General features: G+C 72.6%; 18 protein-coding genes. 16 read left to right on the forward strand and 2 right to left on the reverse strand.

All coding sequences use genetic code 11. The features are described from left to right. Nucleotides 1-53: 53 nt before the first annotated feature. The 8 genes from ACQ5BE_RS06885 (at nucleotide 54) to ACQ5BE_RS06920 (ending at nucleotide 10,021) form a co-directional block, all read left to right on the forward strand. A complete protein-coding gene (locus ACQ5BE_RS06885) occupies nucleotides 54-260 on the forward strand; it encodes a toxin-antitoxin system HicB family antitoxin (protein ID WP_430296239.1) in 207 nt (68 codons plus the stop codon). After that, a complete protein-coding gene (locus ACQ5BE_RS06890; protein WP_430296240.1) occupies nucleotides 257-628 on the forward strand; it encodes a type II toxin-antitoxin system death-on-curing family toxin in 372 nt (123 codons plus the stop codon). The genes ACQ5BE_RS06885 and ACQ5BE_RS06890 overlap by 4 nt, the downstream gene beginning before the upstream one ends. 88 nt (nucleotides 629-716) lie before the next feature. Continuing rightward, nucleotides 717-3,485, forward strand: a complete 2,769-nt coding sequence (locus ACQ5BE_RS06895; RefSeq protein ID WP_430296241.1) for a RecB family exonuclease — start codon at nucleotides 717-719, stop codon at nucleotides 3,483-3,485. After that, nucleotides 3,482-6,796, forward strand: a complete 3,315-nt coding sequence (locus tag ACQ5BE_RS06900; RefSeq protein WP_430296242.1) for a UvrD-helicase domain-containing protein — start codon at nucleotides 3,482-3,484, stop codon at nucleotides 6,794-6,796. The genes ACQ5BE_RS06895 and ACQ5BE_RS06900 overlap by 4 nt, the downstream gene beginning before the upstream one ends. 10 nt (nucleotides 6,797-6,806) lie before the next feature. Further along, nucleotides 6,807-7,559 (forward strand): DUF429 domain-containing protein, encoded by a 753-nt coding sequence (locus tag ACQ5BE_RS06905; protein ID WP_430296243.1) that lies wholly within the window; start codon nucleotides 6,807-6,809, stop codon nucleotides 7,557-7,559. Between the two features lie 75 nt (nucleotides 7,560-7,634). Further along, the gene (locus ACQ5BE_RS06910) at nucleotides 7,635-8,000 is read left to right on the forward strand and encodes an alpha/beta fold hydrolase (RefSeq protein WP_430296245.1); all 366 of its coding nucleotides are present in this window, start codon (nucleotides 7,635-7,637) and stop codon (nucleotides 7,998-8,000) included. 5 nt (nucleotides 8,001-8,005) lie between these two features. Further along, on the forward strand, nucleotides 8,006-9,070 hold the full coding sequence (locus tag ACQ5BE_RS06915; RefSeq protein WP_430296301.1) for a DNA polymerase IV: 1,065 nt from the start codon (nucleotides 8,006-8,008) through the stop codon (nucleotides 9,068-9,070). Nucleotides 9,071-9,190: 120 nt separating this feature from the next. Continuing rightward, nucleotides 9,191-10,021, forward strand: coding sequence for an alpha/beta fold hydrolase (locus tag ACQ5BE_RS06920; protein WP_430296246.1), 831 nt, complete (start codon nucleotides 9,191-9,193; stop codon nucleotides 10,019-10,021). Nucleotides 10,022-10,065: 44 nt separating this feature from the next. On the opposite strand, the gene ACQ5BE_RS06925 is transcribed toward ACQ5BE_RS06920, so the two are convergent. After that, nucleotides 10,066-11,412 (reverse strand): wax ester/triacylglycerol synthase domain-containing protein, encoded by a 1,347-nt coding sequence (locus ACQ5BE_RS06925; protein ID WP_430296247.1) that lies wholly within the window; start codon nucleotides 11,410-11,412, stop codon nucleotides 10,066-10,068. 168 nt (nucleotides 11,413-11,580) lie between these two features. Between ACQ5BE_RS06925 and ACQ5BE_RS06930 the strand changes: the two genes are divergently transcribed. The 8 genes from ACQ5BE_RS06930 to ACQ5BE_RS06965 all read left to right on the forward strand — a co-directional run bounded on the left by ACQ5BE_RS06930 (nucleotide 11,581) and on the right by ACQ5BE_RS06965 (nucleotide 20,384). Then, a complete protein-coding gene (locus ACQ5BE_RS06930) occupies nucleotides 11,581-12,186 on the forward strand; it encodes a helix-turn-helix domain-containing protein (RefSeq protein WP_413250246.1) in 606 nt (201 codons plus the stop codon). A gap of 132 nt (nucleotides 12,187-12,318) precedes the next feature. Then, entirely contained in the window at nucleotides 12,319-13,617 is a 1,299-nt protein-coding gene (locus ACQ5BE_RS06935; protein ID WP_430296248.1) for an MFS transporter, read from the forward strand. Between the two features lie 14 nt (nucleotides 13,618-13,631). Then, the gene (locus ACQ5BE_RS06940; protein WP_430296250.1) at nucleotides 13,632-15,026 is read left to right on the forward strand and encodes an FAD-dependent oxidoreductase; all 1,395 of its coding nucleotides are present in this window, start codon (nucleotides 13,632-13,634) and stop codon (nucleotides 15,024-15,026) included. Further along, nucleotides 15,023-16,291, forward strand: a complete 1,269-nt coding sequence (locus ACQ5BE_RS06945; protein ID WP_430296251.1) for a CaiB/BaiF CoA transferase family protein — start codon at nucleotides 15,023-15,025, stop codon at nucleotides 16,289-16,291. Before ACQ5BE_RS06940 ends, ACQ5BE_RS06945 begins: the two co-directional genes overlap by 4 nt. Further along, nucleotides 16,288-17,136 (forward strand): enoyl-CoA hydratase-related protein, encoded by an 849-nt coding sequence (locus ACQ5BE_RS06950; RefSeq protein ID WP_430296252.1) that lies wholly within the window; start codon nucleotides 16,288-16,290, stop codon nucleotides 17,134-17,136. The genes ACQ5BE_RS06945 and ACQ5BE_RS06950 overlap by 4 nt, the downstream gene beginning before the upstream one ends. Before the next feature lie 8 nt (nucleotides 17,137-17,144). Continuing rightward, on the forward strand, nucleotides 17,145-18,068 hold the full coding sequence (locus tag ACQ5BE_RS06955; protein WP_430296253.1) for a dihydrodipicolinate synthase family protein: 924 nt from the start codon (nucleotides 17,145-17,147) through the stop codon (nucleotides 18,066-18,068). Further along, nucleotides 18,068-18,844, forward strand: coding sequence for an SDR family oxidoreductase (locus tag ACQ5BE_RS06960; protein ID WP_430296254.1), 777 nt, complete (start codon nucleotides 18,068-18,070; stop codon nucleotides 18,842-18,844). The genes ACQ5BE_RS06955 and ACQ5BE_RS06960 overlap by 1 nt, the downstream gene beginning before the upstream one ends. A 55-nt stretch (nucleotides 18,845-18,899) precedes the next feature. Then, the gene (locus ACQ5BE_RS06965; RefSeq protein WP_430296255.1) at nucleotides 18,900-20,384 is read left to right on the forward strand and encodes an aldehyde dehydrogenase family protein; all 1,485 of its coding nucleotides are present in this window, start codon (nucleotides 18,900-18,902) and stop codon (nucleotides 20,382-20,384) included. A 36-nt stretch (nucleotides 20,385-20,420) separates the two neighbouring features. On the opposite strand, the gene ACQ5BE_RS06970 is transcribed toward ACQ5BE_RS06965, so the two are convergent. Beyond that, nucleotides 20,421-21,812 (reverse strand): FAD-binding oxidoreductase, encoded by a 1,392-nt coding sequence (locus ACQ5BE_RS06970; protein ID WP_430296256.1) that lies wholly within the window; start codon nucleotides 21,810-21,812, stop codon nucleotides 20,421-20,423. Between the last annotated feature and the right edge of the window lie 74 nt (nucleotides 21,813-21,886).

A 21,886-nucleotide genomic window follows, 5' to 3' on the forward strand; every position in this document is an offset into this window, starting at 1 on the left:
GGAATCCTTGCAGGACGCTGCGGCTGCGTAGTACCAAAGCGGTACCATGGAGCATGGCCATCAACGTTCGAATCCCTGAGGAACTCGACCGACAGCTCGAGGCGGTCGCCGCTGCCGAGCACATGTCGAAGAACGCCCTCCTGCTCCAAGGAGCGAAGCTCGTCATCGAACGTCACGAGCGCCGGAAGCAGCTGGAAGAAGGTCTGAACTTCGTCCTCACGCGCGACAGAGAGCTTCTCGAGCGGCTAGCTGACGCATGACGGTGTTCCTTGATCTGGACGACGCCTTGTTCGTTGCTCAACGCATGGGCTTCCATGTCAAGGATGCTGGCCTCCTCGCCTCGGCACTCGCTCGGCCGATCACCACCGTCGGCGGCGCAGACGCATATCCGTCACTCCCCGAGAAGGCGGCAGCCCTACTGGAGTCCCTGGCCCGGAACCACGCGCTCGTTGATGGAAACAAGCGTACGGCGTGGACGCTCACGTCCTTGTTCCTCTGGATGAACGGCTACATCCTCGCTATCGGCGCCGATGAGGGCTTCGACCTCGTTGTAGGCGTCGCGGGCGGGCACCTCGCACTCGACGAGTCCGCCCGTGCGATTTCTGCCGGCATGAGAGCCCGCCCCTGATCCGACCTCGCACCCGGCGACGGGGCTCGAATGTCGGAGCCCCTCGGTACCGTGATAGAACAGCCGGGGCTGGCAGAGGGGGCACACAATGATCGTCGAGTTCGGGTGGTTCCTGGACCGCGCGCCGTGGGCGTACACGCGCCCGGGACTGAACCGTGTCCGGGTGGGCCGCAAGGGCTTCGTCTCCCTCCTGCAGACGCGCCTCGGCCTCACGCGCCCCGACACCCAGAACGCGGAGCGAGTGAGCCAGTACCTGCGCCGGCTCGAGCGCCTCGACTCGTCTGACGCGTGGTTCCACCGCTCCCTCGCCGCCGACCCGTGGTCCACGGCCTACGAGCTTCTCAGCGCCCGGGACGATGCCGTCGCCAACGGCTGGGACGGCACCCTTCCGGAGCCCGAGCGGGGAACGCACGACGGCGGCCCCTCGCCGCTGCTGCGCACCCTCGCCGCCGCGGAGAGCGCCGGCCAGGGCGTCCCCGGAGGCGAGCTCGCGCCGTCGCTCGCGGACGACATCGTCGAGCTGATCGCCGAACTAAAGTCCACCCCCCTGCCGCTGGGCATCGACGAGCTCGTCCTCGCGCACCCGGAAGACACGTTCCCAGCGGTGTGGCGTCGGATCATCGGTGCGCTCCGTCACCGTGGCGTCCGCGTGAGTGTGGCCGCGACGCCACAGCGCGTCCCGGAGCTGACGGTGCTCCATGCCGAGACGGAGTGGGAGGCCGCCGAGCACGCCGCGCGCTGGCTCGCCGCCGGAACGAACGAGCGCACCGCCGTCGTGTGCTCCGACCCCACCGCTGTCCTCGACCAGTACCTCACGCTTCACGGCCGGCCGCGTCTGGGGGTGGGCGAGCGCTCGGCGTGGCGCGCCCAGGACCAGCTCATTCCGCTGTTCTTCGAGCTCGTGTGGGAGCCAGCCAACGTGCACCTGTTGGCCGAGTTCCTCACGCTCCCGGACTCGCCGGTCCGCCGCGGCGCGGCGAAGCACCTGCTCAGGGCCCTCGCGGAGGAACCCGGCGTCCACGGTGCGGCATGGTCCGGCGCCATCGCGGCGATCGCCGCCGACGAATCGCTCGGACCCGACCTCGCGGCTGCCCTCGACCGGACGTTCCGCACCCGCCTCCTGTCCGAGGCCGACCGCGCGTCGGGCGCGCAGCTCGTCGAGGCCACGGCATGGCTGACGTCCGCGCTCACCGCCCGCGCCGCCGTCGTGCCCCGCCTGCAGGCGACCGCGGCGCAGCTCGGCCGCGTCCTCGCGCTCCTCGCGCCGCTGCCCCAGGTATCCCGGCGGGACCTGCGCCGGATCATCGCCTCGGTCGTGACCGAAGGCGCCGAACCGCTCGTGGGTGCCGAGGCCGCGCCCTGGCTGCGTCTGAACCACCTCGCGGAGCTGGGCGAGGACGTGGACGACGCCCTGTGGTGGGGGTTCCAGTCCGCGTCCACGCCCGCCGTCCGCCGCTGGGACGCGCACGACGCCGCGGCCCTCGCCCAGGTGGGCGTCGAGCTTCCCACGCCGCAGGAGCTCACCGCCCTCGCCGTGCGGGAGACGCTCGCCGCGGCGGGCCGGTGCCGGAGGCTCGTCGTGGTCCAGATCGCCCAGCGCAACGGCGAGCGCGTCGAGGCGAACCCTCTCCTCGAGGCGCTCGTCGCGGGGCAGCCCGCGAGCACCGGAGCCGGGTCCGGCGCGGCGGAGGCGGGCAGCGGCACGGCGGAGCGGATCGCGTCGGTGACCAGGGCGCCGTCGGACCTCATGGTGCCGGGCGCGGGGGCGCACGACGGCGTGTGGCGTCTCGCCGGGCGCGAGGCCCGGCTCACGCGCGCGGCGGCACGGCGCCCGGTGGTGCCGCGGGCCGAACTGGAGGTCGGGCCGAACGCCGCACTCGCTCCGGAGCGGCTCTCGTTCTCCCAGCTCGAGGTGCTCCTGGGCTGCTCGCTGCGCTGGGCGCTCGAGCGCAAGGGACGGCTGACGGTCCCCGACGCCGCCGACATCCCCGAAGGGTCGCGCATGATCGGGACCTTCGCGCACCGCGTCATCGAGCGCCTGCACGAGGTGCTGCGCGCCGAGAACCGGGCGGTGCCGACCGGCGGCGAGGTCGACGCGGCGATCGAGGAACTCCTGCCCGAGTTCGCCTCCGAGCTGCTGCTGCCCGGGCAGAAGGCCCGCCGGCTCACGGTGGTGGCCGCGGTCGCCGAGGCCGCGCGCACCTTCTTCGCCACGCTCCAGCGCGGCGGCGTCGCGCTGCAGGCGGTCGAGAAGGAGTTCGAGAAGGACCTGCGGCTCGTCACCGACGACGGCGTGCTGAGCATCCCGGTCGTGGGCAGCGCGGACGCGGTGGGGGTCGACGAAGAGGGGCGAACCGTCGTCGTGGACCTCAAGTGGTCCTCCACCGGCCGGTACCTGCGCGAGAAGGTCCAGAAGGGCACGGCGCTCCAGCTGGCCCTGTACCAGTGGGCGCTCAACGGCGGCGACGCCCCTCCGGACCACCCCACCGCGTACTACCTGCTCAAGCAGCACGACTTCGCCTCGGCGCACGCGCACTTCGGCCCGTCGGTGCCGCGGGTGTGGGCGCCCGAGGAGCTGTGGAGGCGGGCGGTCCATGCGGCGGAGCACGTGGTCGCGGATGTCCTTGCCGGGCATGTCACGGCAACGAAGCCGTTTGCCGACGCGTTCGCCGCCGCAGCGGCACAGGCTTCGCAGAGCTCCGCTGCGACGGGCGCGGAGGGCGGGTCCGCTCCCGTCCCCGCCGGCCCCACGACTGTCGAGGAGAGGGAGACCGCGGAAGGCCGGCTCTATGTCGAGCCGGGGTGCCGGTTCTGCCGGTTCGGAGCCCTGTGCGGGCTGAAGGGGGACTACTCATGAGCGCGGTCGGCACGGAGAGCAGGGCACTAGGCCTCGGGGACCACGGCGTCGTGGACCGGGACGTCCTGAACCGGGACATCCTGGGCAACGTCTCGATGATCTCGGCAAGCGCCGGGACGGGCAAGACGTACACCCTCACCGAGAAGATCGTGGAGCACATCCGCGCCGGGGTCCGTCCCGATCAGATCATGGCCACGACCTTCACGAAGAAGGCCGCCGGCGAGCTGCGCGAGCGCATCGCCGCCCGGCTCCTCGACGCGGGCGACTCCGCACTGGGTACGGCGTCGCAGGAGCTCGGCGCGAGCCTCGTGGGCACCGTCAACAGCGTGTGCGGCCAGCTCCTGTCGGAATATGCGATCGACGCCGGCCTCTCCCCCGCGCTGGAGGTGATCGGCGAGGACCAGCTGGACGCGATGTTCAGGCTCGCGACCGACGAGGTGCTGGCCGACCATGCCGAGACGCTCTCGCCCGTCGCGTGGCGCCTGGGCACGCACCCCGATCAGGAGGCGGAGTACAGCACCGAGCCGTGGGGCACGACCGTGCAGCGGGTCGTGACGTATGCGCGGACCAACCTGCTCGACGCCGACGCGGTGCGGGCCTGCGCGGAGCGGTCGTGGACCGAGTTCCGGGAGGCTCTCCTCGACCCCCCGTCCGCAGACAACCGTGCGGACTGGCTGCGCGAGCTGCACGCCCTGCGGGCGGAGATGGAGCAGACCGTCGAGCGCGGCGAGCACAGCGACGGGACGAAGGCCAAGCTCTCGACGAAGGCGTTCGAGGAGCAGTACCCGAAGGCGCTCGCCAAGATCGCCAAGGCGCAGGCCGTCGAGACGACACCGTGGGAGGTGTGGCGCGGGTTCGTCGGCTCGAGCCCCGCGGCGCCGCTGAAGAAGGTCTTCTGGGACCTGCGCGAGCGCATCCACGCCGAGCTGCTCTCCAACCCCGCGTTCCACCGCGACATCGAGGGGTACATCCGCGGCGTGCTCACGTGCGCCGCCGACTGCCTCGACGCCTACGAGGAGTTCAAGCGGGACAACGCGCTCATGGACTTCGTGGACCAGGAGGCCAAGGTCCTCGAGCTCGCCCGGCACAACGCCGCGTTCCGGGCATCGTTCGCCGGGCGGATCCGGGTGCTCGTCGTCGACGAGTTCCAGGACACGAGCCCGCTCCAGCTCGCCCTGTTCCTCGAGCTCAGCTCGCTGGTGGAGCAGGCGGTGTGGGTGGGCGATCCCAAGCAGGCGATCTACGAGTTCCGCGGCACCGACCCGGAGCTCATGGAAGCCGTCATGGCCGCCGTGCCGGACGCGAGCCGCAGGCAGCTCTCCGAGACGTGGCGCTCGCGCCAGGCGCCCGTGGACCTCTCCAACGCGGTGTTCGAGCGCGTGTTCGCGGCGCACGGGATGACAACCGAGTCCGTGCACCTCGAGCTCCCGCCGTCAAAGGCCGCCGAGTACGCGGGCAGCATGGGGTCGGTCGAGGCGTGGACCAGGAACCAGGGCAAGGCGGAGGACCGGCTCCGCTCGACCGCCGCCGGGGTCGCGGGCCTGCTGGCACGGTGCCCAGACCTGCGGCCCTGCGACATCGCCGTCCTTGCCCGGTCCAACGACGAGGTCAAGAAGCTCTCCGCGGCCCTCGACGAGCTGGGCCTGCGCGCGAGCCGCAATCCCCGCGCACTCGGCGCCGCGCGGGAGGTGCAGCTGGCGCGGGCCGCGATGGCCTACGTCGCGGACGGGTGGGACACGGTCGCCCTGGCCGAGCTCGTCGCCCTGCACCCCGAGCACCCCTCGCACGGGACGTGGCAGCGGGAGCTGCTCGCCGCCGTCGTGCCCCGCCCCACGAGCCCGGACGCGCTGCAGGAGGGCGCGCACGACGGCGGGGCCGCGCCGGAGCCGGTCGGCACCCGGGCCGTGCACGCGTCGTGGCGGCAGGCGCCCGTCGTCGCAGCGCTGGACGCCCTCCGCGAGCAGGCCGCGGCGGCGACGCCGACTGAGGTGTTCGAGGCGGTGACTGGCGTGGTCGGGCTGCCGCGGCTGGTGGCGGGGTGGTCGGCCCCGGAGCGGCGGCTCCGCAATCTGGACGCGTTCCGCGGGGCGATCGAGCTGTACTACGAGCGGTGCAGGGCACTGCGGTCGCCGGCGACGCTGCGCGGGTTCCTGGACTTCTTCGCCTCCGACGACCACGACTCCGCCGAGAACGCCGGGCCCGACGTGGTGAACGTCCTGACGTACCACAAGGCGAAGGGCCTCGAGTGGCCGGTGGTGGTGATGGAGAGCCTGGACAAGGAGTCCAAGCTGCGCCCGTTCGGGGCGGGCGTCGAGTCGACCCGGGCGCTGGATCTGGCAGACCCGCTCGCGGGCCGGTGGATCCGGCTGTGGCCGAGCCCGTTCCCCTATGGCGGGTCGCCCCTGGACACGGCCGCGAAGGCCAGTGACGCGGCCGCCCGGTTTCTCGAGCGCGACCAGCGCAGCCAGGCGCGGCTCATGTACGTCGGCATGACGCGGGCTGCGGAGACGACCGTGCTGACCTCCAAGACCGGGTCCCCGGGCGTGCTCAACGACCTGGGGCTCGGCGAGCGGTTCGTCTCCTGGAAGGACGGTGCCGTGTCGATCGGCGGGGACATTTCCGTGCCCGCGCGGATCGAGGCGCTCGAGCCGGCTGCCGTGCCCGCGTCCGACGGCGAGTGGCTGGGCCGGTTCGTCGAGGCGCCGGTCACGACTCCGGCCGTGGCGCGCAAGCCGGCACGGCTCAAGGCGAGCGAGTCTCTGGCAGCCGGGTTCGACGCAGAGATCCGCGAGGTCGCCGTTCTCGGCGGGAGGCTCGCGGAGCACGGCTCGGACGACTGGGGCGCCGTCGGCTCTGCGGTGCACGCGTATCTGGGCACGGAGTTCCGCGCCCTCGACGATGCGGGACGGCTCCGCCTCGCGGAGCGTCTCGTGGCCCGTTGGGGTGTGGGGACGACGGTCGACGCCGCGCTCCTCACCACCGCGGGTGAGCGCTTCGAGGCTTGGCTCGACGCCGAGTTCCCCGGCTGGGCGCGGCACCGCGAGGCGGCCATCGGGTGGCGGCCGGAGGGGCAGACCATGGAAGGCTGGATCGACCTGCTGCTCGAGGGACCGGACGGATTCGTGCTCGTGGACCACAAGACCTACCCGGGCACCGACCCTGAGGGTCACATCCGTGCCCACTACCTCGGGCAGATGGCCGCCTACCGGGAGGCCGTCGAGGCGGCGACCGGCAGGCCCGTGCTGCGGGTGCTCATGCATCTGCCGGCGCTGGGACGGGTGTTCGAGGTGTCGGGGGTGCCGGGAGCATGAGCGAGTCCAGGTGAGGACCCTCGGCATCGACCTGGCCGCGGATCCGAAGAAGACGGCGGCTGCGGTCATCGAATGGGCACCGGAAATGGCTTGGATCGAGGAGCTCCGCCTCGGAGTCTCCGACGAGATGATCGTGGGCCTCTTCGGAGACTGCGACGTGACCGGCATCGACTGCCCGGTGGGCTGGCCCTTGCCGTTCCTGGACTTCGTGAGCGGACACCTCGGAGGCGATCTCGCGAAGGTGCTCGAGTACGACGGCCTCGAGGGGCGCCGGCTGCTCGCCTACCGCGAGACGGACCGCTTCGTCACACGCAGGACGGGGCTCGTCCCGCTCAGCGTCTCGGCCGACCGCCTCGCACATCCCGCGATGCGATGCGCCGTCATCCAGGCCAAGATCGTCCAGCGCTTCGGCCCGGAACCGCGGGACGGCGCCGGCCGTCTCGCGGAGGTCTACCCGGCAGCCTCCCTCCGGCTATGGGGCTTCCATGCCCGCCGGTACAAGGGGACGAACGCCACCGAGGCGGCCGCACGCGCCGAGGTCATCAGCCAGCTCTCCGCGGCGGCGCCGTGGCTCGGCACCAACGGCCACGAGGACGCGATGGCCCATTCGGACGACGCGTTCGACGCCGTCGTCGCGTCCCTGAGTGCGAGAGCCGTCGCCATCGGCGCAACGCTTCGACCGAACGAAGAACAGGCCGACCTCGCCCGTTCCGAGGGCTGGATCCACATCCCCAGCGGACCCCTGAGCGACCTGCTGCAGTAGGCGCTCAGACAGTAGCCGCCAAGAGCACCGTGCCACCCGTTCTCAAGGCACCCGCACCCGCACTACCCTGCGGGGATGGCTGAGACCTTCGTCCTGGTGCACGGCGCGTGGCATGGGGGGTGGGCGTGGCGGCCCGTCGGGGCAAGGCTCCATGCAGCGGGGCACGTCGTGCATGCCCCGACGTCGCCGGGCCTCACGCCCGGTGACGACCCAGCCGGCGTCGGGCTCGGCGTCGCCGTGGACGCGCTCGTCGCGTACGTCGAATGGCGCGACCTCCGCGGCGTGACGCTCGTGGGGCACAGCTGGGGCGGGTTCCTCCTCTCGGCCGCCGCTCCGCGACTGGCAGATCACACGGCCCGCGGAGGTCGCGGCCGCCGTCCTCGCCCTCACGGACAAGCAGTGACGTCCGCGGGCGAGTCTGGGACCAGACGGGTGCCGTGAGCGGAATGCGGTGGGTGCTGCACGTCGACCTCGACCAGTTCATCGCTGCCGTCGAGGTGCTCCGGCGCCCGAAGCTCGCCGGCAGGCCGATCATCGTCGGCGGCCGGGGCGACCCGACGGAGCGCGCGGTAGTCTCGACGGCGTCCTACGAGGCCCGGGCTTTCGGCGTCGGCTCCGGGATGCCCCTGCGCATCGCCGCCCGCAAGGTGCCCGACGCGGTCATCCTGCCCGTCGACCACGAGGCCTACCTCGCGGCGTCGGAGGAGGTGATGGCCGCGCTCCGCGCCCAGCCCGGCGCCGTCGTCCAGGTCCTCGGCTGGGACGAGGCGTTCGTGGGCGTCGAGACCGAGGACCCGGAGGCCTACGCCCGCCAACTTCAGGCAGCCGTCCTGAAGCGGACACGGCTTCACTGCAGCGTCGGCGTCGGCGACACCCTCGTCCGCGCGAAGGTCGCCACCGGCTTCGGGAAGCCAGCCGGCGTCTTCCGTCTGACCTCAGGGAACTGGCTCGAGGTCATGGGCGGCCGGCCCACGAGGGACCTGTGGGGCGTCGGTACCAAGGTCTCCGCTCGTCTCGGGAAGCTCGGCATCACCACCGTCGCCGAGCTCGCGGCGGCGGACCCGGAGGACCTCGTCCCCGAGTTCGGCCCCAGAATGGGCCCGTGGTACGCGCAGCTCGGCCGCGGGGAGGGCAGCAGCGTCGTCGATGACACCCCCTGGGTGGCCCACGGGCACAGCCGCGAGACGACCTTCCAGCGCGACCTGACCGACCCAGCGCAAGTGGACGCGGCCGTGCGTGAGCTGACGGCGCGGGTCCTCGAGGACGTCGCGGCCGAGGGCAGACCCGTGGTGGGGTTGACCCTCAAGGTCCGGTACGCCCCGTTCACCACCACGACCCACGGGCGGAAGATCGCCGAGACCTCCGACCGGGACGAGATCCTCGCCCACGCCCTCGGCCTCGCAGCCGCCATCGAGCCCGGCCGGCCCATCCGGCTCCTGGGGCTCCGAGCCGAGATGGCCATGCCCGACGACGCCCGCCAGGGGCACACGCCCACCCGCAGCGGCTGGTGACGGCGTCGCTCTCTCTTTGCCCGAGATCGCATCGCGCCCTGTGCCCCATCAGGGGACGGGCCTATCATGTCCACACAACATTGCGGCTGGGGGCGCAGTCCAGCAAGAAAGAAGCACGCTGTGGACGCCCCCCAAGTCCAGTTAGTCCGAACCTCAGACGGCGGCTCGCTGCGCGTCTTCAGCTACGGCAGCGGACCCGGTGCGGTCTTCGCCGCAGGCAGCCTCACCCGCACTCTGCTCTACGGCAGATTCGCCAGCAGGCTCTCGGCCACGATGCCGGTGCACGTGTACGACCGGCGGGGCCGCGGCGGCTCCAGCCCCCAGCCGCCCGACTACTCCATGGACACCGAGGTGAACGACCTGAAGGCCGTCCTCGACGCCACCGGGAGCCGGGTCGTCCTGGGGCACAGCTACGGCGGCGGCATCGCGCTCGAGGCGGCGCTCCGCCTGCCGGTGAGCCGCGTCGCCGTCTACGACCCCGCCGTCAACATCGACGGGTGCCTTCCGACGCAGACACTCCCCGATCTCGTCGCGGCGGCGGCCAGGGGCGATCACGTCGGCGCCGTCATGGTCTTCTCGCGGGAGATGGACCCTGTCCTGGCACGGGTGCCGCTGCCCGATCCGGCCGCCCGGGCGCTCGTCTGGGCCGCATCCCGCCTGACCAGAGAGGGGCACTCCTGGAAGGAGATGGTCCCCTCCCTCGCGCACGAGATCACGCTGCTGGACGGCACCCACGCCGCCGCCGACCGGTACGCCGGCATCCGGGTTCCCCTCCTGCTCCTGGCCGGGGCGCACAGCCCCTGGTACTTCCGGACCATCGCCTCCGGCCTCGCAGCTTCCCTGCCGGGGAGCACCAGCGTGGTCATCCCGCGGGCCGGCCACAGCGCGCTGAACCATCCCTCGGAGAAGATCCTCAGCCTCTTCCGGCGCTTCCTCGGGCAGGCGGCGTAGGCGGGCGGATCCGGGTCGCGTCGCCGTCGGGCGCGAAGGTCAGATCACGGGGGCGCTGATTCCGTGAGGGCGCGCAGTTCGTCCGAGAGCCTCCCCGCGAGCTCGTCCAGTTCCGGCACGACGTCGGGGTCGGCCACCAAGGTCACGACCAGCTGGCCGGCGTAGGAAACGACGGCGAAGCAGACGCCCACGTTTCCAGGCGTGAGCCCGAACGGCACGACGGAGACGGCGCGATGTCCCGCGATGCTGATCGGTTCGGCGGGGCCGCGCATGTTGGACAGGAACGTGTTCACGCGCCGCTGCCGGTCGATGTACCGCTGCAAGAGGCTGGTCCGGCCCAGCGCCCGGAGTGCGAAGCCGAGGGGCGCGGCCGAGGAGCCGCGGGCGCTGCCCCGGCGCGCCGCGGTCTCCGCCGCCACGCGGGCGAGCCGCACCTCGGGGTCCGGGTCGCTGGGCACCTCGATCGGGACGATGCCGACGGCGTTGCCGAGCCGCGCGACGTCTGTGCCGGGCCGTGCTGAGATGGGCACCGAGACCACGAACGGGCCCGGTGACTCGCCCCGGGCGCGCAGCGTGGAGGCCATCGCCCCGGACACCGCGACGAGGACTAGGTCGTTCACGGTGCAGCCGCGGGCGTGTGCGAGGTCGAGGACTGGCTTGAGCGGAACGGCGGCCGTCGCGATGCGGCGTGTGCTGCCTGTGGGCCGGTTGAACGACGTCGACGCTACGTGGGTGCCGTGGCGGGCAGTGACGCCGAGTTCGCGAAGCCCGCGCACGACGCCGACGAGCCGCGCCGGGAGGTGTGCGAGCGCAGCCAGCCGCTCCCGCCAGACGTCGATGAGGAGGTCGCGCCGGCCCGGCATCGGGCGGGGGAACGGCGCAGGGGCGGGCGCGGGGGCGCCGTCGCCCGCGCCGGAATCACTAAGTGCAGTCAGGACGGCGAGGCCGTTCAGGCCGTCAGCCATGACGTGGTGGGCCACGAAGACCAGCGCGGACGTCCCACCCGTGGCGCCGCGCACCCACCGGGCCGTCCACGGCGGACGGTCCAGGGGAAGCCGCGTGCAGGCGAGGTCTGCCGCGATCTCCAGCACGGCCTCCCGGCCGCCCGGGCCGACGGTCTGGGTAAGGTGGCGCGCGAGGGTGAAGTCGGCGTCGTCGGCCCAGACGGGGCGGCCGCAGCCCGGGGGCGTCCGCACGAGGCGCTGGCGCAGGCGCGGGACCCGCTGGATCCGCGCGGCCATGACTGCCTCGAGCTGGGCGAACGTGGGGGCGTCGGCGGCGTCGAACTCGAGAATGGCCGCCATCTGCATGGGCACGGACCCGTGGTCGGTGGCGAGCACGGTCAGGTCGTTGCTGCTGATGCGATCGATGGGCGACGACGCGTGCGTCATGGCTGCAAGGGTAGCCGTGGGAAACGGTCCGCCGTCCGGACCCGCACGTCCCCTGCGCAAGTATGGCCCCGCCAGTGAAGAATTTCAGGAAAGTGAACAGAACCCCTTGATCCGGTGAAGATCTTCACTATAGTTATGTGAATCAGATCACCCCCGCGAGAGGCAGCGATGACGACCGAGAGCATTGCCGGAACCCCGGCGGCAACGACCGCACTGCTGGCCTCCGCCGGCAACAAGGTCCGCGCCCGCCGCAAGGAGCTCGGCATGACCCTCGCGCAGCTCGCCGACGCCACTGGCCTCAGCCAGGCGATCGTGAGCCAGATCGAGCGGGGCCTGGCCAACCCGTCGTTCACAACCCTCGCGCAGCTCGCGCATGGGCTGGACATCCCCGTCGGCCGGTTCTTCACCGGCCAGGACGACGGCGTCTCCCCCGTGGTGAGGAAATCCGAGCGGAGAAACCTCAAAGGCGTCACCCGCGAGTCGGTCGGCGAGGCAGTCCATGAACTGCTCACGCCCAGCCTCAACGGAGCCCTCGAGGTCCAGTGGATTGTCTCGCCCCCGGGGCACGACACGAGCGCGACGCCCTTCCGGCACAGCGGCGAGGAATTCGGCCTCATCGTCTCCGGCCGGACGGACATCTACCTCGACGGAGTCCGCCACACCCTCAGCGAGGGCGACTCCATCACCTTCAACTCCGAGATCCCCCATTGGTACATCAACGGCTACGAAGAGGAATGCGTAGCGATCTGGGTCAGCGCCCCCCGCGCGTGGTAGCCCGTCAGGCGTCCTCGGCACAGCCAGGCACGTCGTCGGTGGTCTGACCCCACCCACCCCTCTTTCGCATCGCCCGTCTGACGATGCGTCATACCCTCGCGCGCCCGGTAGCGGCGCGGCAAAGGACCCCCCATGATCGACAATGTGGTCACTGCTGACCCTTCGACATCCCGCAAGCTCACCCCCGAGGTCCGCCGGGGCCTCCTCGGCCTGGGGCTCGGCAACGCCCTCGAATGGTACGACTGGATGGTTTTCGGCCTCCTCTCGGCCTACATCGGGCCGAACTTCTTCCCGTCCCAGGAACCTCTCTCAGCGACGCTCAACACCCTCGCGGTGTTCGCCGTCGGCTTTGCGTTCCGCCCGCTCGGCGGCGTGATCCTCGGCACCGTCGCCGACAGGATCGGACGACGGCGCGTCATGCTCCTCTCGATCGTCCTGATGGCGGTCACCACGCTCGTCATCGCGGTCACCCCGGGCTACGCGGCGATCGGCGCGTGGGCCGGCGTCATCCTCCTGGTCTGCCGCTGCGTACAGGGCATCTCCACCGGCATCGAGGCACCGCTCTCCACCTCCCACGCCGTCGAGCTCGCGCCTCCCGGCCGCGAGGGCATGGTCGCCGGCCTCATGAGCTTCTACGTCAACCTGGGCATCCTCATGGCCTCCCTCGTGAGCTTCGCGAGCAGCCTCATGATCGGTGGCGCGGCCATGGGCGAGTGGGGCTGGCGCGTGCCGTTCATCGTCGGCAGCCTCTTCGGCTTCGTCGTCGTGTACCTGCGCCGCTCCCTGCCCGAGACCATGCGCCCCGAGGAGCTCGCCGCCGCCAAGACGAGCGGCGTCTGGGGCGGGATCCGCCGCCACTGGCTCGCCGTCCTCGCGATCATCTTCGTGGTCGGCGCCGCCCAGGCGTACAACTACGCGTGGAACGTGGGCCTGCCCACCGCCGCCCGCAGCAGCTTCAAGGAGGACCCCACCGCGGTCTTCGCGCTCACGACGGCGCTGGCCGTCGTGCTGGTCGTCGGCAGCTGGGTCGTGGGGCGCTTCACGGACGGCAGGGCCCTCTCGCGCTGGTTCATCGTGACGCGCCTCGCGGCGATCCCCTCGGTGTTCCTCATGCTCTTCTACGTCCAGCCCGGGATCGCCGGCTTCGCCGCAGTGCTCCTCGGCGGGTCCCTCGTGCTCGTCCTGAACATGACGATCTACAACGTGGTCAGCGCCTCCCTCATGCCGAAGTCGATCCGCGGCACGGGTGTGGCCCTGGGCTACGGGATCGGCGTCGCGGTCTTCGGCGGCACCGCCTCCTACCTGCTCGTCTGGTTCCAGTCCCTCCACGCCGACTGGGTCTTCCCCGTCTACGTGGCCGTCCTGTCCATCCTGAGCGTCGTCTTCTACATCCTCGCGCGCCGCTCGTCCGGCCTCTACATCGGCAAGTAAGGAACCCCCCCACCGTGGATACCCTTGACCTCCGCATCCATCCCTCCGAGCTGGCCGCCCCCGTGGTCAACCGCTCCCAGGTGCTCGTGGTCGGCGGCGGCCCCGCCGGCGTCGCCGCCGCCGTGACCGCCGCACGCTCCGGCGCGAGCGTGACGCTCCTCGAACGCTACTCGTACCTCGGCGGCCTCGCCTCCGGCGGCATGGTCCTCGTCCTCGATGACATGATCAACGGCTCCGAGATCACCGTCACCGGCATCGTCTCCGAGTACGTCGAGCGGCTCCAGGCGCTGGGCCTCGCCGTCGTGCCCCCGGCCGAGGACCGCAGGACCTCGCAGGAGCTGTGGAACACGTGGGGCCGGTTCGGCACCTTCGACTTCCACTCCCACTCGAACCCGAAGCCCATCTGCTACGCCGCCGCGTTCGACCCGGACGGCTGGAAGCGCGTCTCCAACGATCTGGTCCGCGAGGCTGGCGTCACCCTGCGCCTCCACTCGTGGTTTTCCCGCCCCATCGTCGAGGACGGCGTCATGAAGGGCGTGCTCGCCGAGACCAAGGCTGGCCCGCAGGCCTACCTCGCCGACGTCGTGATCGACACGACCGGCGACATCGACGTCGCCTCCCGGGCCGGGGCAGCCCACGCCCACGACTCCTACATCACGACCCTCGTGTTCCGCCTCGGCGGCGTGGACACGGCAGAGGCGGAGCGCTTCGAGCAGGAGAACCCGAAGGAGGCCCGCGCCATCAACCGCAAGGTCAAGCGCCTCCTCGGCGGTGCGTGGGAGCTGTGGTGGCTCAAGACCCCGCTCGACGGCGTCGTCTGGTGCAACGCCCCGCACATGAGCGGGTTCGACGGCGTGGACCCCGTGGACCTCACCGCTGCCGAGTTCGCGGCCCGCGACCGCATCGCCGAGGCCGTCGCGTACGTCAAGGAGCACCTGCCGGGCTTCCGCGGTGCCCACATCCTGGACACGGCCCCGCAGATGGGGGTCCGCCAGACCCGCCTGCTGCAGGGCGAGTACGTCATGACGAAGGACGACGTCGTCTCGCGCCGCCACTTCGAGGACTCCGTGGCCCGCGGCCGCGACTACTACTACCCGTACCGCTCGCTCCTGCCCCGCGAGGTGGACCAGCTCCTGGTCGCAGGCCGGCACTACTCGGCGACGCCGGAGGCGCAGAAGATGTCCCGCGAGATCCCGCCGTGCATGGCCATGGGCCAGGCCGTCGGGGTGGCCGCGGCCCTCGCGGTGGAGACCGGGACGCTCGTCCGGGCCGTCGACGCCCGCGACATCCAGGCGGGCATGCGGCGCCATGGCGCGGACCCGGGCGACGTGCCCGCGGCGAACGCGACGGTCGACGCCGGCTCGGCAGCTCCCGCTTCCGCCGCCACTCTCGCGGGGGTGGGGGCATGAGCGCCGTCGCCGAGGCGCTCGCCGCCGAGAAGCGCCCCAGCCCGCGCCCGACCGCAGCCGAGGCACCCGAGGCGGGCACCGGCGTCGTGCTTCCGCTGGCCGGGATCAAGGTCGTGGACTTCACGCAGGTGTTCATGGGGCCGAGCTGCACGCAGCTGCTGGGCGACTTCGGCGCCGACGTGGTCAAGGTCGAGCGGCCGGGCGTCGGGGACATCTCGCGGAACTCCTTCCCGGACCCGGACGGCAAGGACAACCCGATCTTCCTCTCGATCAACCGCAACAAGCGCGGCATCAGCGTGGACACGCGCACCGAGGAGGGCCGCGAGGTGATCGCCCGGCTGGTCGCGGACGCGGACGTCGTGGTCAGCAACTTCCGCGCCGGCGTCATGGAGCGCATGGGCTTCGGCTACGAGGACATCCGCCGCACCAACCCGGGCGTCATCTGGGCCTCGGGCACGGGCTTCGGGCCGGAGGGCCCGTACTCGCACAAGGGCGGGCAGGACGCGATCGCGCAGGCCTACTCCGGCGTCATGTGGCGCCGGAACCGCGAGGACCTGCCGCCATCGATCTACCCGACCACCCTGTGCGACTACATCACCGGCATGCACCTGTTCCAGGGCATCCTGCTCGCGCTGCGCACCCGCGAGACCGCGGGCGTGGGCCAGAAGGTCGAGGTCGCAATGTACGACTCGATGCTTCACCTGCAGATGCAGGAGGCGTGCATGCAGCTCAACCGCGGCTACGAGGTGAACTGGGGAGCCATGCCCCTCAGCGGCGTCTTCGAGACGACCGACGGCGCCATCTGCCTCGTGGGCGGGTTCACGCCGGACCCGCTCCTGCGCATCTCCCGCGCGCTGGGGCTCGACGAGGACCTCACGGAGCGGCCCGAGTTCGCCGACCTGCCGCGGCAGTTCGAGAACAAGGCCGCGCTCCAGGCGATCTTCCGCGAGCGCTTCGCGACCGGCAGCACAGAGTACTGGACCGAGCGGCTCCAGGCCGAGGACCTGCTCAATGCGCCCGTGCTCACGCTCGAGCAGACCCTCGCCGACGAGCAGACCCGCGTCAACGGCATGATCGTCGAGGCCGAGCACCCCACGGTCGGCACCGTGCGCATGCTCAACGCCCCGATCCGCCTCTCCGAGACGCCGGCCTCGGTGCGCCGCCCGGCCCCGCGGCTCGGCGAGCACAACGCCGAGGTGCTGCGCGAGAACGGCTTCGACGAGGAGACCATCGCGCGCCTGCAGGAGCTGGGGGTGCTGCGATGAGCGCGGCTGCTTCGGCGGCCGCCGCGGAGGCGGTTTCGCAGGGGTCTTCGGAGGCGGCAGCGCACGACGGCGTCCGGCTGGCCGTGCGGGACAGCGTCGCCTGGGTGGTGATCGACCGCCCGCGGGTGCTCAACGCCGTCGACGGTCCCACGACTGCGAGGCTGAACGGGATCTGGGAGCAGATAGAGGCCGACCGCTCGCTGCGCGCCGTCGTGGTCACGGGAGCCGGCGAACGCGCGTTCTGCGTCGGCGCGGACATGTCCGCGAGCGCCGTGGACAAGACCGGCCTCGAGTACTGGGCGGACCTGGACCCGAACGGGTTCGGCGGGCTGAGCGTGCGCCAGACCCTCGACATCCCCGTGATCGCCCGCGTCAACGGGTACGCGCTCGGCGGGGGCATGGAGATGGTCCTCGGCGCGGACATCGTCGTCGCGGCCGAGCACGCCCAGTTCGGGCTCACCGAGCCGCGCGTGGGCCGGCTCGCGCTGGACGGCGGCATCCACCAGCTCGTGCGCCGCGTCCCGTACACGCAGGCGATGTCGATGCTGCTCACGGGCCGGAAGGCCCCGGCGGCGGAGATGGCTGCGATGGGCCTCGTGAACGAGGTGGTCCCCGCCGCGGAGCTCGACGCCGCCGTGGAGCGCTGGCTGGGCATGATCCGGGCCTGCGCGCCCACCTCGGTGCGCGCCGTGAAGCAGATGGTCACCCGCACCGCGCACCTGACCGCCGCCGAGGCGCGGGCCATGCGCCTGCCGGCGCTCATGGACGCGATGGACAGCAAGGATTCGGCCGAGGGGGTGCTCGCCTTCCAGGAGAAGCGCGCGCCCGTCTGGCCGGGAGAGTAGGAGGAACCGTGAGCATCATCCTCGACCGCGGTGTGTGGGGCGTCGTCCCCACGCCGTTCACCGGAAGCGCGCTGGACGTGGACACGGACAGCCTCGCGCAGCTCGTCGAGCACTACGAGGCCGTCGGCGCCGTGGGCCTGACCGTGCTGGGCGTCTTCGGCGAGGCCGCGTCGCTGAGCGTGGCCGAGAAGGCCCTCGTGCTCGAGACGGCCGCGGAGGCCTCGTCCCTGCCGATCGTCGCCGGGGTCACGGCCCTGGCCACGCGCCCCGCGATCGACGAGGTCCTCGCCGCCCAGGCCGTCCTCGGCGACCGGCTCCGGGCCGTCATGGTCCAGGCGAACACCGCGGACCCGGACTCCCTCGCGAAGCACCTGGAGGGCATCCACCGGGCCACGGGCGCGGGGATCGTGCTCCAGGACTACCCGGCTGCGAGCGGGGTGAGCGTGCCCGCGCGGGCGGTTGCCGCCGTCGTGCGCCGCTGCCCCTTCGTGGCCGCGGTGAAGGCGGAGGCGCCGCCGACGGCGCTGAACATCGCCCGGCTCCTGGCAGCGCTCGGGGCCGGGGGCGTGCCGGTGTTCGGAGGGCTCGGCGGGCAGGGCCTGCTGGACGAGCTCGCCGCCGGTGCGGCCGGGGCGATGACAGGGTTCTCGTTCCCCGAGGCGCTCGTCGCCGCCGTCCGGGCGGCGCACGACGGCGGGCCGGAGGCGGCCGCCGCCGTGTTCGCGCCGTTCCTGCCGCTTGTGAACTTCGAGCAGCAGCCGCGGATCGCCCTCGCGCTGCGCAAGGAGCTGTTCCTCCGGCGCGGGTTCATCGCGGACGCGTCAGTGCGGACGCCCGCCGCGCCCTTCCCGGCCGAGCTCGGGGCTATGCTGCAGGGCCAGCTCGACGCGGCCCTCGAGGCGCTCGACAGCCTCGCGGCGGGGGTGCGCTGATGGACCTCGGGATCAACGGCAAGGCCGCGTTCGTCGCGGCGTCCACGGGCGGGCTCGGGCTCGCGATCGCGCGGGCCCTCGCGGCCGAGGGCGCCCGCGTGGCCATCACGGGCCGCCGCCGCGAGCGGGCCGAGCGGATCGCCGCGGAGCTGCCGGGCGCCGTCGCCGTCGGCGGGGACCTCGGCACGCCGGCCGGCGCAGCGGAGGCGGTGGACCGGGCCGAGGAGGCCCTCGGGCAGCCGATCGACATCGCGGTGCTCAACGGCCCAGGCCCCAAGCCGGGCGCGGCCGCGGCGCTGGGCGTGGACGAGATCGCGAGCGCGTTCGACCTGCTCGTCCGCCCGCACCACGCCCTCGTCTCCCGGGTGCTGCCCGGGATGCGCGAGCGGCGCTGGGGGCGGGTCCTGGCGGTCGGCTCGAGCGGGGTCACCGCTCCCCTGCCGAACCTGGCCGTGTCCAACACGGGCCGGGCCGCGCTGGCCGGGTACCTCAAGACCCTCGCCGCGGAGGTGGCGCTCGACGCCGTGACCGTGAACCTGCTCCTGCCCGGGCGCATCGCGACGGACCGCGTCGCCGAGCTCGACTCAGCCGCCGCCAAGCGCCGCGGCACCACTCTGGACGAGGTCCAGCTCGAGTCGCGCAGGACCATTCCCGCGCGCCGCTACGGCACGCCCGAGGAGTTCGGCGCCGCCGCCGCGTTCCTGTGCAGCGCGCCCGCGTCGTACATCACCGGCGTCGCGCTGCGGTGCGACGGCGGGCTCATCCGCAGCCTCTGACAGGCTCCCCTCCCGGCCTCCCCTGGGCGGCCTCCCCGACACAGCAAGGACTCCCATGACCACGCTCGCCGCTGGAACCGCAACCACCGACTCGGCCGCCCGCCCCCAGCCCGGCCTCGCCCGCCACCTCATCGACGGGGCGTGGACCGGCACGCCCATCACCGAGCGCCGCAACCCGGCCCGGCCGCACGAGATCGTGGCCCTCTCTCCCGCGGGCACCGCCGAGGACGCCGACGCCGCCGTCGCCGCAGCTGTCCGCGCCCAGCCGGCGTGGGCCGCGCTGCCGGCCCCGGCCCGGGGGGCGATCCTGCTCAAGGCCGCGTCGCTGCTCGAGGACCGGGCCACTGCGGTCGCGGCGGACCTGGTGCGCGAGGAGGGCAAGACGCTTGCCGAGGCCACCGGCGAGGTCAAGCGCGCCGCGGACGTCCTGCGGTTCTTCGGCTCGCTCGGCTGGGCGCCGTCCGGGGACGTGCTGCCCTCGGGTCTCCCCGGGACCACGATCACCACCCGACGGGAGCCGCTGGGCGTGTTCGCGCTCATCACGCCGTGGAACTTCCCGATCGCGATCCCCGCGTGGAAGGCGGCGCCGGCGCTCGTGGCGGGCAACGCCGTCGTGCTCAAGCCCGCCGAGCTGACCCCGCTCTCGGCGACGCACCTGGCGCGGGCGCTGCAGGACGCGGGCCTGCCGACTGGGGTGTTCAACGTGGTGCACGGGTCCGGGCGCGTGGTGGGCGAGGCGTTCGCGCGCGACGAGCGGGTCGCCGGGCTGTCCTTCACGGGGTCCACGGCGGTGGGCCTGCATCTCAAGGGGGTCCTGGACGCGCGCCGGGCGCGGGTCCAGCTCGAGATGGGCGGGAAGAACGCCGTGCTCGTGCTGGGCGACGCGGACCCGGAGTCGGCCGCCGCGGTGGTCGCGGCGGGGGCGTTCGGGCTCACGGGGCAGGCGTGCACGGCGACGTCGCGGGTGTACGTGACGCCGGGCGTGCGGGAGGCGTTCACGGCGGCGCTCGTGCGGATTGCCGGCGAGTACGCGCCCGGCGACGGGCTGGCGGGGGCGCGGATGGGCGCCGTGGTGAGCGAGGCGCAGTTCGCGCAGGACGCCGCCGCCGTGCGCCTGGCCGTGGAGCGCGGCGCGGAGCTGCTGGCCGGGGCGCACGACGCCGACCCCACCGGCGGCCTCTTCTTCCCGCCGGCGGTGCTGGCCGGGATGGCGGAGGACGATCCGATCGTGACCGAGGAGGTCTTCGGCCCCGTGGTCGCGGTGCTCGAGGTGCCGGACTACGAGGCCGGGCTCGCCGCCGTGAACTCGTCCCGGTACGGGCTCACGGCCGGGATCTGCACGGATTCCCTGGCGCTCGCGACGGACTTCGCGGCGCGGGCCCAAGCCGGCGTGGTGAAGGTCAACCGGCCCACGTCGGGGCTGGATCTCAACGCGCCGTTCGGCGGGGTCAAGGACTCCTCGACGAACACGTTCCGGGAGCAGGGGCGGAGTGCGGTGGAGTTCTACACGTGGGGGAAGACGGTGTATCTGGGGGTGTAGCGCGGCATGGCGAAGTGGGCGGCGTGCCTCCCGCCCCTACCCCAGCGGCGGGATCGCGCGGCCGGGGTTGAGGATGCCGCGCGGGTCGAGGGCGTTCTTGACCGCGTGGTGCATCGCGAGGCTCACCGGCGAGAGCTCCTTGGCCAGCCCGTCGAGCTTGAGCGTCCCGACGCCGTGCTCGCCGCTCACGGTCCCGCCGACGGCGAGCGCGGCGTCGATGATCTCGCTGAACGCTTCGTGCGCGCGGCCCCGCGCGGCGTCGTCCCCGGGCGTGGTGATGATGAGCGGGTGGAGGTTCCCGTCGCCGGCGTGGGCGATGTTGGCGATCAGCACGTCGTGGGCCACGGCGATCTCCTCGATCCGCGCGAGCACCTCGGGCACCCTGGCCTTGGGCACGCAGACGTCCTCGGTGAGCACCGGGCCGAGCCGCTCAAGCGCCGGGTACGCGAGGCGCCGCGCCGCATAGAGCGCCTCGGACTCCTGCTCGTCCGCCGAGATCGCGGCGAGGCTCGCCCCGGCCTCCTCGAAGCAGCGCGCGAGCTCGGCGGCCTCGAACTGGCCCTGCTCGCCCGGCGCGTCGGTCCTGCCGATGAGCACCGCATTCGCGTCGGTGGAGAGGCCCATGTGCTTCCAGTCGTCCACGGCCTTGAGGCAGTGCCGGTCCACGAGCTCGAGCACCGAGGGGCTGATTCCGGACTCCGCCACGAGCGCGACGGCCCGCCCGGCGTCGACCACCGAGTCGAACATGCCGGCCACCGTGATCGGCGCCGGCGGCAGCGGACGCAGCCGCACCACGACCTCGGTCACGACGGCGAGCGTGCTCTCCGAGCCGACCATCAGGCCCACCAGGTCGTAGCCCGCCGCACCCTTCGCGGTGCGGGTGCCAAGCCGCGTGACCTCCCCGGTGCCCGTGACCACCTCGAGCTCGAGGACGTAGTCCCGCGTGACGCCGTACTTGACGCAGCACATCCCGCCGGCGTTGGTCGCGACGTTCCCGCCGATCGTGGACCACGGCGACGACGCCGGGTCCGGCGGGTACCAGAGGCCGTGCTGGGCGACGTGGGCGCGGAGGTCGTCGTTGACCACGCCGGGCTGGACCCGGGCCCACCGCTCAGCCTCGTTGACCTCGAGGATGGCGTTCATCCGCTCGAACGAGACGACCACGCACCCCTCCATCGCGTTCGCCGCGCCCGAGAGCCCGGTCCCTGCCCCGCGCGCCACCAGAGGGGTGCCAGTCTCGGCGCACCAGCGCGCCACCGCGGCCACCTCCTCGGTGCTCTCGGGACGCACGACGGCGAGCGGGTCGCCGTAGACGGCCCACTCGCCTTCGTCGTGGAGATAGCCCGCGAAGGAGGCCTCCGAGGTCAGGACGCGGCCCTCGGGGAGGAGGGCTTCGAGGGTGGCCGCGGCGGCGTCGGTTGCAGGCATGTCAGGAATCTACAGGGCGGCGTCACCCGGGAGGCCACGCAGAGGGCCCGTTTCCCGCAGAGCGGCACCGCCCG

It is taken from the genome of Sinomonas sp. B1-1, assembly GCF_050474465.1.
Classification (GTDB): Bacteria; Actinomycetota; Actinomycetes; order Actinomycetales; family Micrococcaceae; genus Sinomonas; species Sinomonas flava.

Excerpts from the sequence above, each read along its gene's own strand:
- ACQ5BE_RS06950 (WP_430296252.1), top strand. The coding sequence starts at position 16,288 with ATGAGCGCGGCTGCTTCGGCGGCCGCCGCGGAGGCGGTTTCGCAGGGG.
- ACQ5BE_RS06900 (WP_430296242.1), top strand. The coding sequence starts at position 3,482 with ATGAGCGCGGTCGGCACGGAGAGCAGGGCACTAGGCCTCGGGGACCAC.
- ACQ5BE_RS06885 (WP_430296239.1), top strand. The coding sequence starts at position 54 with ATGGCCATCAACGTTCGAATCCCTGAGGAACTCGACCGACAGCTCGAG.
- ACQ5BE_RS06930 (WP_413250246.1), top strand. The coding sequence starts at position 11,581 with ATGACGACCGAGAGCATTGCCGGAACCCCGGCGGCAACGACCGCACTG.
- ACQ5BE_RS06970 (WP_430296256.1), bottom strand. The coding sequence starts at position 21,812 with ATGCCTGCAACCGACGCCGCCGCGGCCACCCTCGAAGCCCTCCTCCCC.
- ACQ5BE_RS06965 (WP_430296255.1), top strand. The coding sequence starts at position 18,900 with ATGACCACGCTCGCCGCTGGAACCGCAACCACCGACTCGGCCGCCCGC.
- ACQ5BE_RS06915 (WP_430296301.1), top strand. The coding sequence starts at position 8,006 with ATGCGGTGGGTGCTGCACGTCGACCTCGACCAGTTCATCGCTGCCGTC.
- ACQ5BE_RS06910 (WP_430296245.1), top strand. The coding sequence starts at position 7,635 with ATGGCTGAGACCTTCGTCCTGGTGCACGGCGCGTGGCATGGGGGGTGG.
- ACQ5BE_RS06925 (WP_430296247.1), bottom strand. The coding sequence starts at position 11,412 with ATGACGCACGCGTCGTCGCCCATCGATCGCATCAGCAGCAACGACCTG.
- ACQ5BE_RS06960 (WP_430296254.1), top strand. The coding sequence starts at position 18,068 with ATGGACCTCGGGATCAACGGCAAGGCCGCGTTCGTCGCGGCGTCCACG.
- ACQ5BE_RS06935 (WP_430296248.1), top strand. The coding sequence starts at position 12,319 with ATGATCGACAATGTGGTCACTGCTGACCCTTCGACATCCCGCAAGCTC.
- ACQ5BE_RS06890 (WP_430296240.1), top strand. The coding sequence starts at position 257 with ATGACGGTGTTCCTTGATCTGGACGACGCCTTGTTCGTTGCTCAACGC.
- ACQ5BE_RS06945 (WP_430296251.1), top strand. The coding sequence starts at position 15,023 with ATGAGCGCCGTCGCCGAGGCGCTCGCCGCCGAGAAGCGCCCCAGCCCG.
- ACQ5BE_RS06895 (WP_430296241.1), top strand. The coding sequence starts at position 717 with ATGATCGTCGAGTTCGGGTGGTTCCTGGACCGCGCGCCGTGGGCGTAC.